This is a genomic window from Arthrobacter sp. 05T423, from assembly GCF_056396245.1.
Genome location: NZ_JBFTLC010000017.1, coordinates 37,339 through 52,839 on the forward strand (window position 1 = coordinate 37,339; position 15,501 = coordinate 52,839).

Consider the following 15,501-nt stretch of genomic DNA (forward strand, 5'->3'; position numbering starts at 1 on the left):
CAGAAGACGGCATGAGGATCGTCGTTGATCTCAACAAATGCCAGGGCTACGCCCAGTGCGCCTTCCTCGCTCCGGACGTCTTCTCGATCCAGGGGGACGAGGCGCTAACGTACGACGCGGACCCTGCCGGGGAGCAGCGAACCCGGATCCGACGGGCCGCCGCGGCCTGTCCGGTTCAGGCCATCGGACTCGAACAGATGGACGGGCAAACCCGGTCGCTGCCCTCGAACCCACGGCCAGGAATGGCTGACACCGCCGGGGACAGCGTGGGAACGTTCAAGAAAACGGGACGGATCGTGATCGTTGGCGCATCACTGACGGGGCTGCACGCAGCAGAGCGGCTGCGGGAGGAAGGGTTCACCGGCTCGCTGACGCTGGTCGGGGAGGAACCGCACGAACCGTACGACCGGCCGCCCTTGTCCAAACAGCGCCTGTCCGGGCCGGCGGGGTCCGAAGGCACCTCGTTGCCACGCCGACGCGACATTGACGCCACATGGCGGCTGGGGGTGGCGGCAACGGGACTTGAACTGGCTGCGAAACAACTCCACCTGGCCGATGGCAGCCGGATCGGATTCGACAAGCTGCTGATCGCCACGGGCCTGCGGGCCCGCCCCTGGCCCAACGCTGCCGAAGCAGCCCTTACCGGAGTGCTGACGTTACGCACCCGGGAGGATGCCGCAAGGCTGCGGCACCACCTGGCCCGGCAACCCCGACGGGTGCTCGTCATCGGCGCGGGGTTCATTGGTTGTGAGGTCGCTTCCGTTTGCCGTGACCTCGGCCTGCCTGTCACCGTCGCGGAAGCTGGCCCGGCGCCGCTCGTTGCCGCCCTCGGAGGCACGATCGGGGCCATAGCCGCAGAGCTGCAGATCGAGAAGGGGGTGGATCTGCGCTGCGGCACCCGGGTCACTTCCCTTGACGGTGATGCCACCGGACAACTGCGACGGGCCGTTCTGTCAGACGGGACAACGCTTGAAATCGACGTGGCGGTCGCCGCGCTGGGCGCCGTCCGCAATGTCGAATGGCTGGCGGATTCCGGCTTGGCCTGCGGCGTGTGGGGCGTCACCTGCGACGCCGGCTGCCGCGCGTTCGACTCCAACGGCCTGGTCACCGATGATGTCTTCGTCGCCGGAGACGTCGCGCGCGCGCCGCAGCCGATGTATGGGTATCAGTACCTCGCCGTCGAGCACTGGGGCAACGCCATCTCCCAGGCTGAAATAGCGGCCCACAACATGGTCAGCCCCGAGACCGAACGGTGGCCGCACCTGGCGGTCCCAAAATTCTGGTCTGTCCAGTTCGGCACCGAGATCAAGAGCGTCGGGGTCCCTTCGGTCGCCGACGAAGTTGCCATAGTCCAAGGATCCGTGGCCCTGAAACGCTTCGTAGCCGTCTACGGGTACAAAGGCCGCATCGTGGCGGCCGTCGCCTTCAACCAGAACAAGTGGCTCGAATTCTACGAACCGCTGATCGAGCAGGCAGCAGCCTTCCCTCCGTCGTTCCGCCACGTGGACGAGTCAACCGATGCCCAACCCGTGCCCGCGAGGTTCAGGCCCGCTGCCGGCCCCACCCAGGATGCGACCGTCGTAGTGACCGGTCACTATCCCAATGAACGCCGCGCCAGATCGACCCGCCCCGCAGCCGGTGACACGCCGTCGGGGAGGCCAGCAGAAACCGTTCACGACTAAAGGAGCCTCCACCGTGACCCACACCAGCCCCTGGGAGCAGGTCCTCCACTACTCCAACAGGGCCAACCCATACCCGTTTTACACTGAGCTCCGCAGGACGCCGGTGACAAAACTTGCGGACGGAACCTACGTCGTCAGCACTTACGCTGCGATCACCTCGCTATTGCACGATCCACGAGTAAGCTCCGACATCAGCCGCAACCCGGCCGCAGCCGCTGCGGGGGCCGGCGGAGACGGTGAAGGTATGACTCCGACGTTCCTGAGCATGGATCCGCCCGACCACGACAAGTTCCGACGGATCGCCATGCGCCACTTCGGACCACCCACAACGCCGGGCCGGGTCGCGGCGATGGAGCCCAGGATGACGGAAATCGTCACCGAACTGATCGACAACATGGTCGGCCGCAGCAGGATCGACGTGGTCGATGACCTGGCATACCCACTGCCCGTCGCCGTGATCTGTGAACTCCTCGGCGTACCTCCCGGGGATGAACACCGCTTCCGGGTCTGGGTGGACGTCGCCCTGCAATCCACCGATCCCGGACTCGATCCCGAAACACAGCAGAAGAAGCGAGCCGAAGCCGGGAGAGAACTACGCTCCTTCATGGAAGAACTGGTCGAAGCCCACCGGCAGACACCGGGCGACGACCTGCTCTCAGCGATGGCCGCAGATGACGGCCCGGAAGGCCCGATGCCCGCCGAACAGCTGGTCGGCACCGGACTTCTCCTGCTCATAGCAGGACACGAAACCACCGTAAACCTCATCGCCAACGGCGCACTGACACTGCTCCGCCACCCGCACGAGCTCCAGAGACTGCGCAACGACCCCGACCTCGCCATTCCGATGGTAGAGGAGCTGCTGCGCTATGAGCCTCCGGTGCATTTCGTTCCCTTCCGAACAGCCCTCGACGATATCGACGTCGACGGCACGACCATCCCGGCAGGCGCCTCCTTCACGCTGCTCCTCGCCGCAGCCAACCGCGACCCAGCCCACGTCACCGACCCCGACATCTTCATCCCGGACCGGCCCAACACCCAACACCTCGGCTTTGGCAGCGGCATCCACATCTGCTTCGGAGCACCCCTGGCCCGGCTCGAAGCCCAGATCGCCCTCACCGCCTTTGCCAACAGGCTGCAAAACCCGCGGCTTGTCGCCGACCCGCCGCCATACCGGCCGAGCCCGTTTCTGCGCGGACCATCGCACCTGCCCGTCGACATTGACGGCGTCGCCGCCCTGACGAAACAGCCACAAGGAGAAAGGAACGCGCGCTGAGGCCGGGACTGCCCTTTCGTCGTCCCGGGAGCCCGCTTGTGTTCAGGCACTTCCCGCAGGCACCGTGTAGGTGGGTAGCGTGGGACACCGGCGCTTCAGCGCGGCGGCTCTTGGAAGAGCGTCAGACGCTCAAGGCCCGGCGCCCTGACTGCCCCGTTCGGCGTGACATTGAAAAAGGCCACCGACGCCAACCCCACGAGCAATCAGATCAGATGGAACCGAACCTCCCGAACCGGGCCAGCCCCGCCACGAGCTGAGCGGGCCGCTTTCGGGATCGGGCCATCGTTTGTACCCGTGCCATGTTCCCCAAGTTCGGCGACGTGCTGGGTTAATGCCTCACACCATCGGCTTCCTGGACGAACCATCCCGGAGGTCCGGAAAGGGCCATTGCTTCGGCTTGCGCCCTACCAGCGGCCATTCCAATCCAGACCGCGGTGCGGTCGAGGCCATTTGTAACCACGACCCACCACCCGTACTTCCTAGTCATCAATTAAGGGTGTACTCGAGCCTCGTCTGGGGGCAATCGAATCCCCGTCAGGTTGCTCCGTTCCGTACAGAAGCATTACCCGAAGCCGTTGGCTTCCTCTGGTGTTCATTTGTGACGAACTCGCGGATCATGAGGCGGCCTCGTCCTTGGTCGTATAGATGCCAAGGATCGCCGGCCCCACGCGCTCCGCGGCGGTGAGGCTCAGCTGAACGCCGTCGGGGTAAAGCCGGCGACCGGCGCCGACCGCAATCGGGAAGGTAAGCAGCCGGTACTCATCGACGAGGCCAGCGGCCGCGAGCTGCGCGACTACCGAACCGCTTCCAATCACCACGATGTCACGCAGCCGTGAAGTGCCCGTCACCCAGTCGGCCAACGGTGCAGGGATCCGGCTTGAGTTGGCCCACACCCCCGGATCGAGGTGCTGGTGGGTGACCACCACCTTGGCGGCCGCATTCATTCTCTGCGAGAACGGGTCATCCCGCGCTGGCCACAGCGTGCTGAAGTGCTCCCACGTTCTGCGGCCAAACAACAGAAGGCCGTGCTCAAGGATCGGGCCGAGGCGGAACTTGTCACCGGCCACACCCTGTGGGCCGTACCGCATGGCCCATCCGCCGCCTGCGGTGCCGGCGCTTCCGTCGGGATCCTCCACGACGCCGTCGAGGGTGATGAACTGGACAACGATCAACCGTCCCATGATGTCTGGTCCTTGCTGAGAGATGAATGCTTCACCCATTCATACGGTCCGCAGCACGCGAACTCATCGGTGTGTGGAGAATCCGCTCTCGAAGAGAGCGAAGAGACGTGCATCCTGGTAGACGAGCACATGTCCGATCGCTCCGGACCAACCGCCGTCGAACAGCTGCAGGGTGTGCGGCTCCAACGCCTGCGCCGTCACCCTGTAGAGCAGAATGCCGTGCTGCCCATTGGCGGAGACCGGGCGCGTCCGCCACCCGGTCCCGCGCCACGAGAACAGATGTTCCATGAAGGCGCGATAGGGCTCCCGTCCGCGCGACCAGTTCGGCACCGGCGGCATTTCGAAGATGACATCCTCGGCCACCAGCGACGCCAGCTCGTCCGCATCCGCCCGCTCAATGGCACGCGCATACCGCTCAACGACAGCAGGTGCCAGCGGCTGACGCCGGGACGCTCCCTTCTGAATCGCGTCGCGTGCACGGACCAACGCGGAGTTGACCGAAGCCACGCTCATCTCCAGCACCTCGCCCGTTTCCGCCGCCGTGAAACCCAGCACGTCCCGAAGGACCAGGACGCCGCGCTGTCGTGGCGGCAATCTCTGAAGCATCGCCGTTACCGCCAGCCTGACGTCCTGGGCCCGTTCAACGGATGCCTCGACGTCGGAGGTTGTGCACCACTCACTTGGCGCCGGCATCAGCCACGGGACGTCAAGGGCGGGCACCAAGGGTGAGCCGATCTCCAGCCCGGGATCCTGCAGGTCGCGCGGCAGCGGGCGCCGCGGTGCCTCACGCAGCCGGTCGATGCAGACGTTCCGTGCGATACGAAAGGACCAGGTGGCCAACGTGGCGCGCCCCGGATCAAATGAGTCCCGGGCACGCCATGCACGCTCCATGACGTCCTGGGCAGAATCCTCGGCGTCAAAGGGCGATCCCAGCATCTGATAGCAGAAAGCGATCAGTCCCCTGCGCAACCCCGCCAACTCATCCGCTGTAATGTCAGCCACAGAGCCAATGCTACGTAGCCAACCGACAGGAAGGCTTCTGACTCCCAAGGCGTTTCTCCGCGCAGTACAACATCGGGGCCGGGACCGGCATGATCGGCATACGCCGAGCCCTGGCTGGCGACTGCGGTACTCATTGCGCATAGGCAGTCCACATCTCGTCCGGCGCGGTCGGCGCCGGGAATCTGGTCGAGGTCGAGAACCGGCGGGTCCAGGTCCGGGTGAGAGGACGCGTAGCCAGAATTCCCCTTGCCAGCCGCACACGCACTGGCCCCGCTATCCGATGATGTGCCGGTGCAGATCCGGAACCATTGGCCGTGGATTTTGTATCCGGCTTCATGATGATCCTGTGGAGTAGGAGTAAGTGAGGCGGTAATCAGGCACAAAGATGCGGACCCAGGAGCCGGTACCAACTGCGGCGCCCATGGAATAGTCGAATTCCACAAGTGGATGCTCCTTTCGGAGCATCACCGATCCTTCTCGAGCGACGCCGCAATGTTCGCCGCTGGAAAAGCCGTGGGAGCTTCCAGCCGCATCAACTCACCTCAAGCAAGCTCTTCAGCAGGACCGTGCGACTGGGAAGGTGAGGCCGCACGCGCCTGCGGGCCCTTTCCGCTCGTGGCCATCGACGCGGATAGGCTTGCCGCTTTGAGAAGTTCCGGTCCTCCGGCCGCCGCTCCCATCGGCGAGGATCCCAGGCTCCGCGGACACCCTCGTTTGCGGCCAGAAAGTCTACGATGCTCGACACGATCTCAGCTCGGGGCAGCTCCTGCATCGCGGGCACAAAACCAGTGCAGGAAACAGGCCGTAGCTGCCACGTTAGCGGACTTAAGCACCACCGGAACGACAATGGCAATAGCTAAAGCGCGAGGCGGGACGGGGCGCAGACGCGTATCCCCCAGCCCCTGTCAGTCAGGTCCTCCCGGGCGTACAATCTGGCTGCGCCGGCCCTGTCCGCGGAATCCATCCGCCCGGTCGGCAGACGCATATTGAGGGAGTCCCACCATGACTATCCTGACCAATAGCACCGTGACCGGCATGACCCGGGAACAATATGAAGGAACCGCGGCCGTCCTTACAGACAAGCTCAAGGCCACCCCTGGATTCATCGCGCACTACGCATGGGAGCAGGATGGCGGGATAAGGGTTGTGGAAATCTGGGAGAGTGCTGCGCAGCACGACGATTGGTTCAACAACAGCGTCAAGCCAAACCTGCCGGTGGAGGTCAGCCCGGAGAAACACGAGCTGATGAACAAGGTGACGCCCTAGCAGTCACCGCCCCCCGACTACAGAAACGGTACCGTTATCGGGTGACGAGACCCGCCTCCGACTCGATGCACGGAATGTGACAGCTTGACCTGTTCCGCTGCACCAAGCCCAGGCTTTCACAGGCGTTAGCGATCAGGTCGTTGTGGTCGTCTCTAAACATCCACAGCGTCTGAGTGTTGAGGGGGCAGCGCCCAGGGGTGTGTCTTCACTGGCGGTGGCCTGGGCGAAGCCGTGCTGGAAGCTGCGCCCAATCTCCACGGCGAGCAGCGCGGCCGACAATATCCCGTGATCAACACTCAGCTCGATGGGTAGCTGGCAATCCAGCTGCTGATTTCGGTTGGGGAGCCCGATCCGCGAACAGGTCTACGGGGCGGCGTTTTCGACGGCGGTCAGGTGCTCAGGGTGGACCGGGGTCATGCGCGGCTGGTAGTCCGGGTGCTTGCGGAGCCAGACCTTGACGTAGGGGCAGACGGGAACGACGGCGATGCCGGCTGCGAGGGTATCGTCCAGAGCATCCTGTACGAGGCGTGCGGCGAGGCCTTGCCCGGCGTAGTCCTCGCTGACGGTGGTGTGGTAGAAAACCCGTTCGGGTCCGTTGCTGCCGTCGCGGGGCAGGTAGTGGGCTTTGCCGATGACGGCGTCACCGTCGAGGATTTCGTAGCGGTGGCGTTCCGGGGCACTGCGGACGGTGATGGTTGCCTGGTTTTCCAATGGAGGTCTCCTGAAGTGAGTTGTTGGTCAGCCGCGGGGGCGCAGCTGGGCGTTGGGCAGGGCCGGGGCCGGCAGTGGTGCCGGGTGCCCTTCCGGGTAGGGCCCGAACCGGGGGTATGGGGCGCCGTCCGGGTAGGTGTTGCCGGTGGGAGGGTCGGCCGGTTCGGCGCCGATCTCTGCCTGCCAGGCGGCGCGGTAGGCGACCACCTCGTCGTGGGTGCGTCCGACGAAGTTCCACCACATCACGATCTGTTCGCCCAGCGGTTCTCCGCCGAGGATCAGCACGCGGGCCGGGGTCTGCCCGGCTTCCAGGACGATCCTGCCGCGGCCGGTGCGCAGGTAGTGCAGGTGGTCCACGGCCATAGGGGTGCCGTCGAGGGAGATCTCGCCGGTGTCGAGCAGGATTCCGTGTTCGAAGGCCGGGTCCAGGTCCAGTTCGAGCCGTGCACCGGACCTAAGCACGGCCTCGGCGCCCAGCAGGGGCGGGGCGTAGGTGGGCACGGGCGAGGACGATCCGGCCAGGGAGCCCAGGAAGACCCGCAGTTCGGTGCCGTCGCCCCGGACGGGTTCCGGGGCGTAATGTTCGAAGGCCGGGGCCATGCTCCGGGTGGCGTCGGGCAGGGCATACCAGAGCTGGGCCCCATGCAGGATGCCGGTGTCCGGGGTGGAGAACTCCTGGTGAGAGATCCCCCGTCCTGCGATCATGAGGTTGACCTCCCCGGGGCGGACGATTGCCTCGTAGCCGGCGGAGTCGCGGTGGGCGATCTTGCCGGTGAACAGCCAGCTCACCGTTGCCAGGCCGGTGTGGGGGTGGCGCGGGACCCGCATGCCCCCCGATTCCGGGACGAGGTCCGGGCCGTAGTGGTCCAGAAAGCACCAGGCGCCGATGAGGCTGCGCTGCTTCTGGGGAAGCGTGCGCCGCACAGGCATGGCGCGCGGGCCGCCGAGCGGAACTTCCCGGGGGGCCAGGAACTCAACCCTGGCCGTGCGGGCGCCCTCGGTGCAGATGATCTCCTCGGGGACGGTCTCAAGGTTGCTCATGGCATGGCACCGGCAGACGCCCGGGACGCGGCCGCCGTCCTGTCACCGGTGGCGCTGGCTTCGGGTCTGGGGCGGACCGGGTGGCCGCTGAGGATGGAGACGCGGTTGAAGGCGTTCATCGCGATCGCGCACCACTGCAGGGCCGAGTACTGCGCCTCGGTCAGCGCGGCGCGGGCTGCCGCGAGTTCGGCGAGGAACTTGGGGTCGCCGTGCAGGGCGGTGGCGGCCTCACCGACGGCAAGGGCCGCGCGTTCGGTTTCGGTGAAGACGGCCGTCTCACGCCAGGCGGGCAGCACGGCCAGTTGCTGGGCGCTGGCCCCGGCTTCCCGGGCGAGCCGGTGGTGGAGATCCAGGCAGTAGGCGCACCCGTTCAGCTGCGAAACCCGGACGTTGAGCAGTTCAACGACGGCCCGGCTCAGGCCCGCGGCTTCGGCCGCCGCGGCGACCTTCACGGCCAGCCCGTTAAGGGCTCTCCAGCTGCCGGGATCGGATTTGTCCAGGAAAAACGAGCCAACCATGAAACTCCTTAATACGACGCTGCACGTTAGTACGGCACTGCGGCTTTATAGGCACCGCACCGATGGCCGGTGCGGCATCCTGGTCCCGCCTGCCGCTGGTTCATGAGCGGCTGACTGCAATGATCCTTTCAACAACACGGCCTTCGGGGCAACGGGGCTATCCGTTGCGGCTGAGCCAGTTACGGGCGGCGTCCAGGTCGTAGGGTTCGATGCCGTGACCGCCGGGGCGAAGTACCTGCTCCACGGTGGCTCCCTGGCGGGTGAGTTCGGCCATAAGCCTGGTGACGCTGGCGGGCGGGGCCATGGGGTCCGTATCGCCGTTGAGGGCAAGGATGCGGCTGCCCGTCAGGGCTGTGGCGCCGGTGCGCTCCCCCAGCGGATACATGCCGGAGAACGCGATCACCCGGTCCAGGGCTTCGGGGTGCAGCATGGCCGTGGCGAGGGCGATGTTGGCGCCGTTGGAGAACCCGACCGCGATCAGCTTCCGGTCTCCGAGGCCGTAGTGGTTCCGGGCCGCCCCGAGGAACCCGGCCAGCTCGCGGGAGCGGTCGATGACGTCCTCTACGTCGAAGACTCCTTCGGCGTGCCGGCGGAACCAGCGCAGCATGCCGTGCTCCTGCACCCGTCCCCGGGGGGCGAGGATTCCGGCGTCCGGGTCCAGGGCGCCGGCAAGGGAGGCGATGTCGCGTTCGTTGCTGCCGGTCCCGTGCAGCATGAGCAGCACGGGGGCATCCTCCCGTCCGGGGGTGTAGAGGTGCGGCCAGGCGGTGACCTCGGTGTTGGTTGTGGTCATGTCCGGGGTCCTAGCGTCCGGCCAGGGCGGGGTTGTTTTCGCCAGGGAGCTGGATGCGGGCCATGGAGCCCTCGATCGCGTCGCGGGAGGGTTCCATCCACGGCGGAAGCTTCAGGGACCGGCCAAGTTCCAGCAGGGGTTCGTCGATGTCGAAGCCGGGGGTGTCCGTGGCGATTTCGAACAGGACCCCGCCCGGTTCACGGAAGTAGATGGAAGTGAAGTACTGCCGGTCCAGGATCTCGGTCACGGCGTAGCCGCGTTCGGCCAGGTCGCGGCGCCAGAGCTCCTGGGTTGCGGTATCCGGGACCCGGAAGGCGATGTGGTGGACGGTGCCGCCGGCGACCAGGCCTGAGGGTCCCCTCGGGTCGGCGACGACGTCGACGATATTGCCGGCGCCGCCGTCTCCGGCTTCCAGCCGGGTCCGGTCAGCGGTCTCACCGGTGATGCGCAGTCCCAGGTCCTCGGTCAGCACGCGCAGGGTGCGTTCGGGGTTTTTGACGGTGAGCACCGAGGAGTGCTGGCCGCGGACGGCGTATTTGGCCGGGACCGAGGCGGAGTCCCACGGGTCGCGGGGGTCGGCGGTGGAGGAGGCGACCAGGTCCAGCTGCAGGCCGTCCGGGTCCCGGAGCGAGAGGCGTTCCTCGTCCGGTGAGACGCGGGTTATGGCGGAGTTCACGCCGAGGGCGTTGAAGTGGTTTTGCCACCAGCCCAGGGTTCCGGCGGGGACGGAGAAGGCCGTGGTGGTGGACTGCCCTGCGCCGATCCGGCCCGGCGCCACCTTGCCCCACGGGAAGAACGTCATCAGCGATCCGGGCCGGCCCGCCTCGTCACCGTAGTACAGGTGGTAGGCCGATGGGGCATCGAAGTTCACGGTCTTCTTCACCAGCCGGAGCCCGAGGCCCTGGATGTAGAAGTCGATGTTGGCCTGCGGGTCCCCGGCGATCGCGGTGACGTGGTGCAGACCGGAAGTGTGTGCGGTCATGATGTTTCCTCCGGGTTCGATTGGCGTCCCGGTCGACCTTCCGGCCGCCGGTATGCATGCAAATTCATTTACTTTGCGGGATATTCCCGACCCGCCCCCGCCACGGCGCGGCGGGGCAGCTGATGAGAGCGCCTTAGTTCGCGGAGAGTACGAAGGCGGCGTCGACGTTGATGGTGACCTTGTCGCCGACCAGGACGCCGCCGGCTTCCAGCGCCGCGTTCCAGGTGATGCCGAACTGCTTGCGGGAGATGACCGTGGTGGCCGAGAAGCCGGCGCGGGTGGCGCCGAAGGGATCGACGGCAGCGCCGCCGAATTCGACGTCGAACTCCACCGGCAGCGTGGTGTCCTTGATGGTCAGTTCCCCGGCAAGCTTGAACTGCCCTGCCGAGCCCGTGGCCCCGGAGGAGCGGAAGGTCATCTTCGGGAACTGCTCGACATTGAAGAAGTCGGCGCCCTTCACGTGGGCGTCCCGGTTGTCGTCGTTGGAGTCGAAGGACGCGGTGCTGATGCTCGCGCTGACCGAGGACGAGTCGACGCCTTCACCGATGACCAGGGTTGCGTCGGCCTCGGTGAACTGGCCGCGGACCTTGCTGATGCCGGCGTGGCGGACGACGAAGCCGATTTCGGTGTGGGCCAGGTCAAGGTTCCAGGTACCGGGGGTGAGTTCAACAGACATTATTTCCTCCTAAGGATGCGGCGGGAAGGTCCCTGCCGATACATGCATTTGCATCTATCTTGACGCAGTTTCATTGAAGAGTCAACTGTGGCGCTGCGCACGTACCCGGTCCGGGCTTGTGCCGGCCGGGTCTGGCCTATACTCGGCCGTGTCATTGCTATGAGCAGGGAGTACCACGCCATGAGTCTGAATTTTGAGCACACCACCCTGGGCCAGAGGGTGCTGTTTGGCACCGGGTTGGCCGGAGCGAACCTGGCCGCCGAGGTGGCCAGGCTGGGCGCCAGGAGGGTCATGGTCATCTCGTCAGCCGCGGAGGCGAGGCGCTTGGCGGCCGTCACGGACAGCATCAGCGTCGCCCTCCATTACGATGACGTGGCCCCGCACGTACCGGCGGACAAGGCCGAAAAGGCCCGGGCAGCCGCCGCGGAAAACCGAATCGACCTGATCGTCTGCGCCGGCGGCGGGTCAACCACAGGCCTGGCCAAGGTCATCGCGCTGACGCTGCGCCTGCCGATCATCGCCATCCCGACAACCTATGCCGGCTCCGAAGCGACCAACGTGTGGGGACGGACAGAGGCATCCCGGAAGACCACGGGCGTCGATGACGCCGTCCTGCCCGTAACGGTCATCTACGACGCCGCGCTCACCCTGGGCCTGCCGGTGGAACTATCGGTGGCTTCCGGACTCAACGCCCTGGCGCACTGCATCGATTCACTGTGGGGCCCTCGCGCCGACCCGATCAACGCCGCCCTCGCAACCGAAGGCGTCCGCGCACTGAACGTGGCGCTGCCGGCCATCAAGGTCCACCCCCTGGAACCGTCCGGGCGTGAACAGGCCCTCTACGGGGCGTACCTGGCTGCGGTGGCGTTCGCCTCGGCCGGATCCGGAATGCACCACAAGATCTGCCACGTCCTCGGCGGGGCCTACAACCTGCCCCACGCCCAGACCCACGCCATCATCCTGCCGCACGTGCTCGCCTTTAACGCCCCCTTAGCCCCCGACGCCGAGGCCCGGATCGCCGCCGCTTTCGGTGCAGCCCGGGCGCTGGACGGGCTGAACGCCCTGCGGGAAACACTCGACGCCCCCAGGGCCCTGAAGGACTACGGCCTGGCCGAAGATAGCATCCCCGAAGCCGCCCGGCTGATCCTGCCCGCCATTCCGGCCTCCAACCCACGCAACGTCACCGCGGAAAACCTTCAGGAACTCCTTCGCGACGCGTACGCAGGTACTGCCGCAAAACAGACTCCCGGACGACTAAGCAACTCTCTATAGGAGCGCGGAAACGCTGCCGTTATTGCCGAGGGAGAGGGAAATGACACGCTCCTTCGGCGGAAGCGAGCCAAGGCAATGCCAACGTCCAGCAGCCTTGCCTCGAAGTTGTTCGGGGCCGCACCCCGGCGAGTGTGGAGATTGCAAGGTTCTCGTCCTGGTTCCACCACCAGTACTCCGAACGCTGCGTTTGTGCGCGTGCTAACCGTCGCGTATGACGGTCCTCCGACGCGACGCCTCCTGCCCCCTCCCGTACCGCAAGAGTTCCGCCTGGATACTGCCCTCTCGATGGGTGTTTGCCCTGGCACCTGAAGGCCCGCTGAGGGTGCCTTCAGGGCTACACTGGCGGGCATGAACGCGCATTTTGTCGGGTACGCCGGATGTCCACGGATGAGCAGGACCTGACTGTCCAACGGAACGGACTTGTCGCCCTCGGGGTGGCTGCGGTCGGATCTATGTTGACCATGGACTGACCGGTACGAGCCGCGAAAGGCCGGGGCGTCGGGAAGCACTGGCTGCAGTTCGGGCCGGGGATACGTTCGTGGTCACCAAGCCCGACCGTCTGGCACGATCGCTCCCTGACGCAAGGGACATCGTTGAGGACCACACCCGGCGTGAAGTGAAGCTGATTATCGGCGGATCCATTCATGACCCATGCACCCGGTCGGCCAGGCCTTCCTGCCGGAGAACGCGACCTGGGTCGAGCTGGAACACCTGCGCACGGTGGAATCGGGAGGTCCGGCGGCAGCTCAGCCCGTATCGTTTGATCCCAACGTATTGGGGTAGCTAACCATCAACACCGGACCCGAACAATTCGCGATGACTAGCAAGGAGAAGTTTTGTGGAATCAAATGATTTTCCGGGCCGCCCGACTGGATCACCGCGGCCCCAGTCTTTCACCGCAAGGATGGGGCTGTTGTGGGCTGACGGGCTGGGCCATGCAAGCATCCGGGCCATCCAAACACTCTCCGTGCTGGTGCTGGCCTGGGTAGTGGTCCTGGGCGCGACCCGGGTTCCACTGGTCACGACGCCAGTCCTCATTGCCTTGGTCCTCGCCTCGGCGATGGCACCCGTAGTCCGTTGGCTCTCAGCACGCGGTTGGCCCCGAGCCCTCGCAGTGCTGTCCTCATTCCTGGCGATCCTCGCCGTCGCCGCCGGAATCATCGGCGGCATCGTCACCCTGGTGCGCCAGCAGGCATCAGTACTGGCGGCCCGGGCGGAAGTAGGCATAAAGCAGCTGCAGGAATTCATCACAACCGGACCGGTGTCGTTGTCCAACGATCAGATCGATGCGGCCCGCGGAGAGTTCCAGAAGTTCCTGGCTGGGGGAAGCCTTGGCGCCGACGCATTGACCGGGCTCAGGAACGCTGGGGAGATAGCCGCAGGGACAGTCCTGACAGCGGTCATCCTGTTCTTTTTCCTCAAGGACGGCGAGAAGATCCGCGCTTTCCTCATCGGGTTCCTCCCCGGAGAACACCAACGCAGGGCACATCTTGCCGCCGACCGCAGCATCATAGTGCTCGGAGGGTATGTCCACGGCACACTGATCATCGCAGCCATCGACGCCGTCATTGTGCTGGGCGGTCTACTGATTCTTCGAGTTCCACTCGCCCTCCCGCTCGCCGCGGTGGTCTTTCTAGGGGGCTTCATCCCCATTATCGGCGCAACATCCGCGGGCAGCCTCGCAGTCCTGGTAGCCCTCGTGGAGAACGGGCCCGGCCCTGCCCTTACAGTGCTGATCATCCTGGTGGGCGCCAACCAGTTCGAACACCACATTCTTCAGCCCTTCTTCATGGGCCGTGTCCTGCGTCTTCATGGACTGGTCATCATCCTGGCCCTGGCTGCAGGGGCGACACTGGCCGGAGTCATAGGTGCACTCCTCGCAGTCCCGCTGTGCGCCCTGGCGTGGACCACATACAAATCCCTCGCGGAACGGGAAACACCGGGCCCGGAACCCCTCGCCCCAGCCGAACCTGACCAATAAAAGATTGCGAGCAGGGCCGCCCAATGAAAAGGGCCCCCGGAAAAAGCGCCTTCTCGACACCGCCGTTGCTTGCCTAGAATTGGGTGGTGCCGCGCAGCCTGCGTGGGCGGCCGTCCGGGTCCACGACGAGGCGGCTGAGCGGAGCCGCCCAGAGACGTTGGAGGCCCGATACGGGTTCCGGAACGTGGTGGCGAACGTGTCCGGCAGGTCGCGTCGAGCGGCGGCCAGTTTCGTGCCAGCGGTCGAGAGTGTCGGCGGTGGTGTTCCAAAGTTCCAGCCCGGTGGCGGGGTCGTGGAGTCGGGAATCGTTCTGGTCCAGGCCCAGGTGTTCGGCCCAGAGTTGGAGGCGGAGTCCGCTCGCCAACGGTCGGGGGGCGTCGTGGCCGGTGTCTCTGCCGTGAGGTTCCCGGTTGGCGGCAGCCGTGTCGAGTACGGCGCAGGTGAGCTCGCTGTCGGTGGTCCATGATCTGCGGTTGAAATTGTCCGAGCCGCAGGTGAACCAGGTGTCGTCGATGATGCAGATTTTGGCGTGGACGTAGATCGGAGTGCCGGTGCTGTTCTCCAGGTCGAACACGCCGACCCTGTCGGGCGCGACCCGGCGCAGCATTCTGATGGCGCGCAGTTGCCCGATCCGGCTGGGCGGTCCTGCGAGGGGGCCATCGGAGTCGGGGTAGCGGGGCACGACGGCGATCACCTTCAATTCGGGGTTCCGTTCGAGGGCCTCCGCAATTCCGGCTGCGACCTCTGTCGACCACAGGTACTGGTCCTCGATGTAGATCAGGGATCGGGCGCGGGTGAAGGCCTTCGCGTAGGCCCGGGCAACGCTGCGCTCTCCACCCGGTGCGAACGGGAACGGGGGTCGTTTCACGCCGTAGGTGCGGAGCAGCTGCACGGCGTGCGGGCCCGCCGGTGGTGGCGGCGGCGCAGCAGCTGGGAGCGGCTTGGGGTGTCGGGGCATGCGGGCGAGACGTTGCAGCAGCATCCGGTAGGGCGTGCGCCGATCCAGGGGATGGGGATCGTTCCACCGTTCGGCGAAAACCGCCAGCACATCGCCCACCACGGGGCCGCGCAGTTCGAGGGCGGCATCGTGCCACGGGGGTCGTTTCCCGTAACGGGAATCCAT

General features: G+C 65.9%; 14 protein-coding genes and 1 pseudogene. 6 read left to right on the forward strand and 9 right to left on the reverse strand.

Going from position 1 to position 15,501, the window contains the following annotated elements; all coding sequences use genetic code 11:
• Nucleotides 1-11: 11 nt before the first annotated feature.
• Together AC1DFE_RS13700 and AC1DFE_RS13705 are read left to right on the forward strand one after the other, a co-directional pair.
• Nucleotides 12-1,682: an FAD-dependent oxidoreductase gene (locus AC1DFE_RS13700; RefSeq protein WP_476906421.1), complete on the forward strand. Its 1,671-nt coding sequence runs from the start codon at nt 12-14 to the stop codon at nt 1,680-1,682.
• A gap of 13 nt (nt 1,683-1,695) precedes the next feature.
• Nucleotides 1,696-2,955, forward strand: coding sequence for a cytochrome P450 (locus tag AC1DFE_RS13705; protein ID WP_476906422.1), 1,260 nt, complete (start codon nt 1,696-1,698; stop codon nt 2,953-2,955).
• A 614-nt stretch (nt 2,956-3,569) separates the two neighbouring features.
• Here the strand turns inward: AC1DFE_RS13705 and AC1DFE_RS13710 are convergent.
• A complete protein-coding gene (locus AC1DFE_RS13710; protein WP_476906423.1) occupies nt 3,570-4,136 on the reverse strand; it encodes a dihydrofolate reductase family protein in 567 nt (188 codons plus the stop codon).
• A gap of 63 nt (nt 4,137-4,199) precedes the next feature.
• A complete protein-coding gene (locus AC1DFE_RS13715) occupies nt 4,200-5,138 on the reverse strand; it encodes an RNA polymerase subunit sigma-70 (RefSeq protein ID WP_476906424.1) in 939 nt (312 codons plus the stop codon).
• A 1,002-nt stretch (nt 5,139-6,140) separates the two neighbouring features.
• Between AC1DFE_RS13715 and AC1DFE_RS13720 the strand changes: the two genes are divergently transcribed.
• Nucleotides 6,141-6,404 (forward strand): antibiotic biosynthesis monooxygenase family protein, encoded by a 264-nt coding sequence (locus AC1DFE_RS13720; RefSeq protein ID WP_476906425.1) that lies wholly within the window; start codon nt 6,141-6,143, stop codon nt 6,402-6,404.
• Between the two features lie 363 nt (nt 6,405-6,767).
• On the opposite strand, the gene AC1DFE_RS13725 is transcribed toward AC1DFE_RS13720, so the two are convergent.
• From AC1DFE_RS13725 to AC1DFE_RS13750, 6 genes are all read right to left on the reverse strand, one after another.
• Nucleotides 6,768-7,115 carry a GNAT family N-acetyltransferase gene (locus AC1DFE_RS13725; RefSeq protein ID WP_476906426.1) on the reverse strand — a complete coding sequence of 116 codons (348 nt, stop codon included), beginning with the start codon at nt 7,113-7,115 and terminating at the stop codon, nt 6,768-6,770.
• Nucleotides 7,116-7,142: 27 nt separating this feature from the next.
• Complete coding sequence (locus AC1DFE_RS13730) at nt 7,143-8,156, reverse strand: pirin family protein (protein ID WP_476906427.1); 1,014 nt, start codon at nt 8,154-8,156, stop codon at nt 7,143-7,145.
• Entirely contained in the window at nt 8,153-8,674 is a 522-nt protein-coding gene (locus AC1DFE_RS13735; RefSeq protein ID WP_476906428.1) for a carboxymuconolactone decarboxylase family protein, read from the reverse strand. Before AC1DFE_RS13735 ends, AC1DFE_RS13730 begins: the two co-directional genes overlap by 4 nt.
• 157 nt (nt 8,675-8,831) lie before the next feature.
• A complete protein-coding gene (locus AC1DFE_RS13740; protein ID WP_476906429.1) occupies nt 8,832-9,467 on the reverse strand; it encodes an alpha/beta hydrolase in 636 nt (211 codons plus the stop codon).
• 10 nt (nt 9,468-9,477) lie between these two features.
• Nucleotides 9,478-10,449, reverse strand: coding sequence for a ring-cleaving dioxygenase (locus AC1DFE_RS13745; RefSeq protein WP_476906430.1), 972 nt, complete (start codon nt 10,447-10,449; stop codon nt 9,478-9,480).
• A 133-nt stretch (nt 10,450-10,582) separates the two neighbouring features.
• Entirely contained in the window at nt 10,583-11,125 is a 543-nt protein-coding gene (locus AC1DFE_RS13750; protein WP_476906431.1) for a YceI family protein, read from the reverse strand.
• Nucleotides 11,126-11,305: 180 nt separating this feature from the next.
• Between AC1DFE_RS13750 and AC1DFE_RS13755 the strand changes: the two genes are divergently transcribed.
• The 3 genes and pseudogenes from AC1DFE_RS13755 (at nt 11,306) to AC1DFE_RS13765 (ending at nt 14,378) form a co-directional block, all read left to right on the forward strand.
• Nucleotides 11,306-12,397, forward strand: a complete 1,092-nt coding sequence (locus AC1DFE_RS13755; protein ID WP_476906432.1) for a maleylacetate reductase — start codon at nt 11,306-11,308, stop codon at nt 12,395-12,397.
• 348 nt (nt 12,398-12,745) lie between these two features.
• Nucleotides 12,746-13,049 (forward strand): annotated as a pseudogene (locus AC1DFE_RS13760) (recombinase family protein); the annotation flags it as partial.
• A gap of 261 nt (nt 13,050-13,310) precedes the next feature.
• Nucleotides 13,311-14,378, forward strand: a complete 1,068-nt coding sequence (locus AC1DFE_RS13765; RefSeq protein ID WP_476906433.1) for an AI-2E family transporter — start codon at nt 13,311-13,313, stop codon at nt 14,376-14,378.
• Between the two features lie 73 nt (nt 14,379-14,451).
• Here AC1DFE_RS13765 and AC1DFE_RS13770 read toward each other — a convergent pair whose 3' ends face one another.
• Nucleotides 14,452-15,501, reverse strand: a complete 1,050-nt coding sequence (locus tag AC1DFE_RS13770) for a phospholipase D-like domain-containing protein (RefSeq protein WP_476906434.1) — start codon at nt 15,499-15,501, stop codon at nt 14,452-14,454.

What these genes read in the sequence shown, in the direction of transcription:
- AC1DFE_RS13700 (WP_476906421.1), top strand. Translation starts at nt 12, where the DNA reads ATGAGGATCGTCGTTGATCTCAACAAATGCCAGGGCTACGCCCAGTGC.
- AC1DFE_RS13710 (WP_476906423.1), bottom strand. Translation starts at nt 4,136, where the DNA reads ATGGGACGGTTGATCGTTGTCCAGTTCATCACCCTCGACGGCGTCGTG.
- AC1DFE_RS13720 (WP_476906425.1), top strand. Translation starts at nt 6,141, where the DNA reads ATGACTATCCTGACCAATAGCACCGTGACCGGCATGACCCGGGAACAA.
- AC1DFE_RS13730 (WP_476906427.1), bottom strand. Translation starts at nt 8,156, where the DNA reads ATGAGCAACCTTGAGACCGTCCCCGAGGAGATCATCTGCACCGAGGGC.
- AC1DFE_RS13735 (WP_476906428.1), bottom strand. Translation starts at nt 8,674, where the DNA reads ATGGTTGGCTCGTTTTTCCTGGACAAATCCGATCCCGGCAGCTGGAGA.
- AC1DFE_RS13740 (WP_476906429.1), bottom strand. Translation starts at nt 9,467, where the DNA reads ATGACCACAACCAACACCGAGGTCACCGCCTGGCCGCACCTCTACACC.
- AC1DFE_RS13745 (WP_476906430.1), bottom strand. Translation starts at nt 10,449, where the DNA reads ATGACCGCACACACTTCCGGTCTGCACCACGTCACCGCGATCGCCGGG.
- AC1DFE_RS13750 (WP_476906431.1), bottom strand. Translation starts at nt 11,125, where the DNA reads ATGTCTGTTGAACTCACCCCCGGTACCTGGAACCTTGACCTGGCCCAC.
- AC1DFE_RS13755 (WP_476906432.1), top strand. Translation starts at nt 11,306, where the DNA reads ATGAGTCTGAATTTTGAGCACACCACCCTGGGCCAGAGGGTGCTGTTT.
- AC1DFE_RS13770 (WP_476906434.1), bottom strand. Translation starts at nt 15,501, where the DNA reads ATGGATTCCCGTTACGGGAAACGACCCCCGTGGCACGATGCCGCCCTC.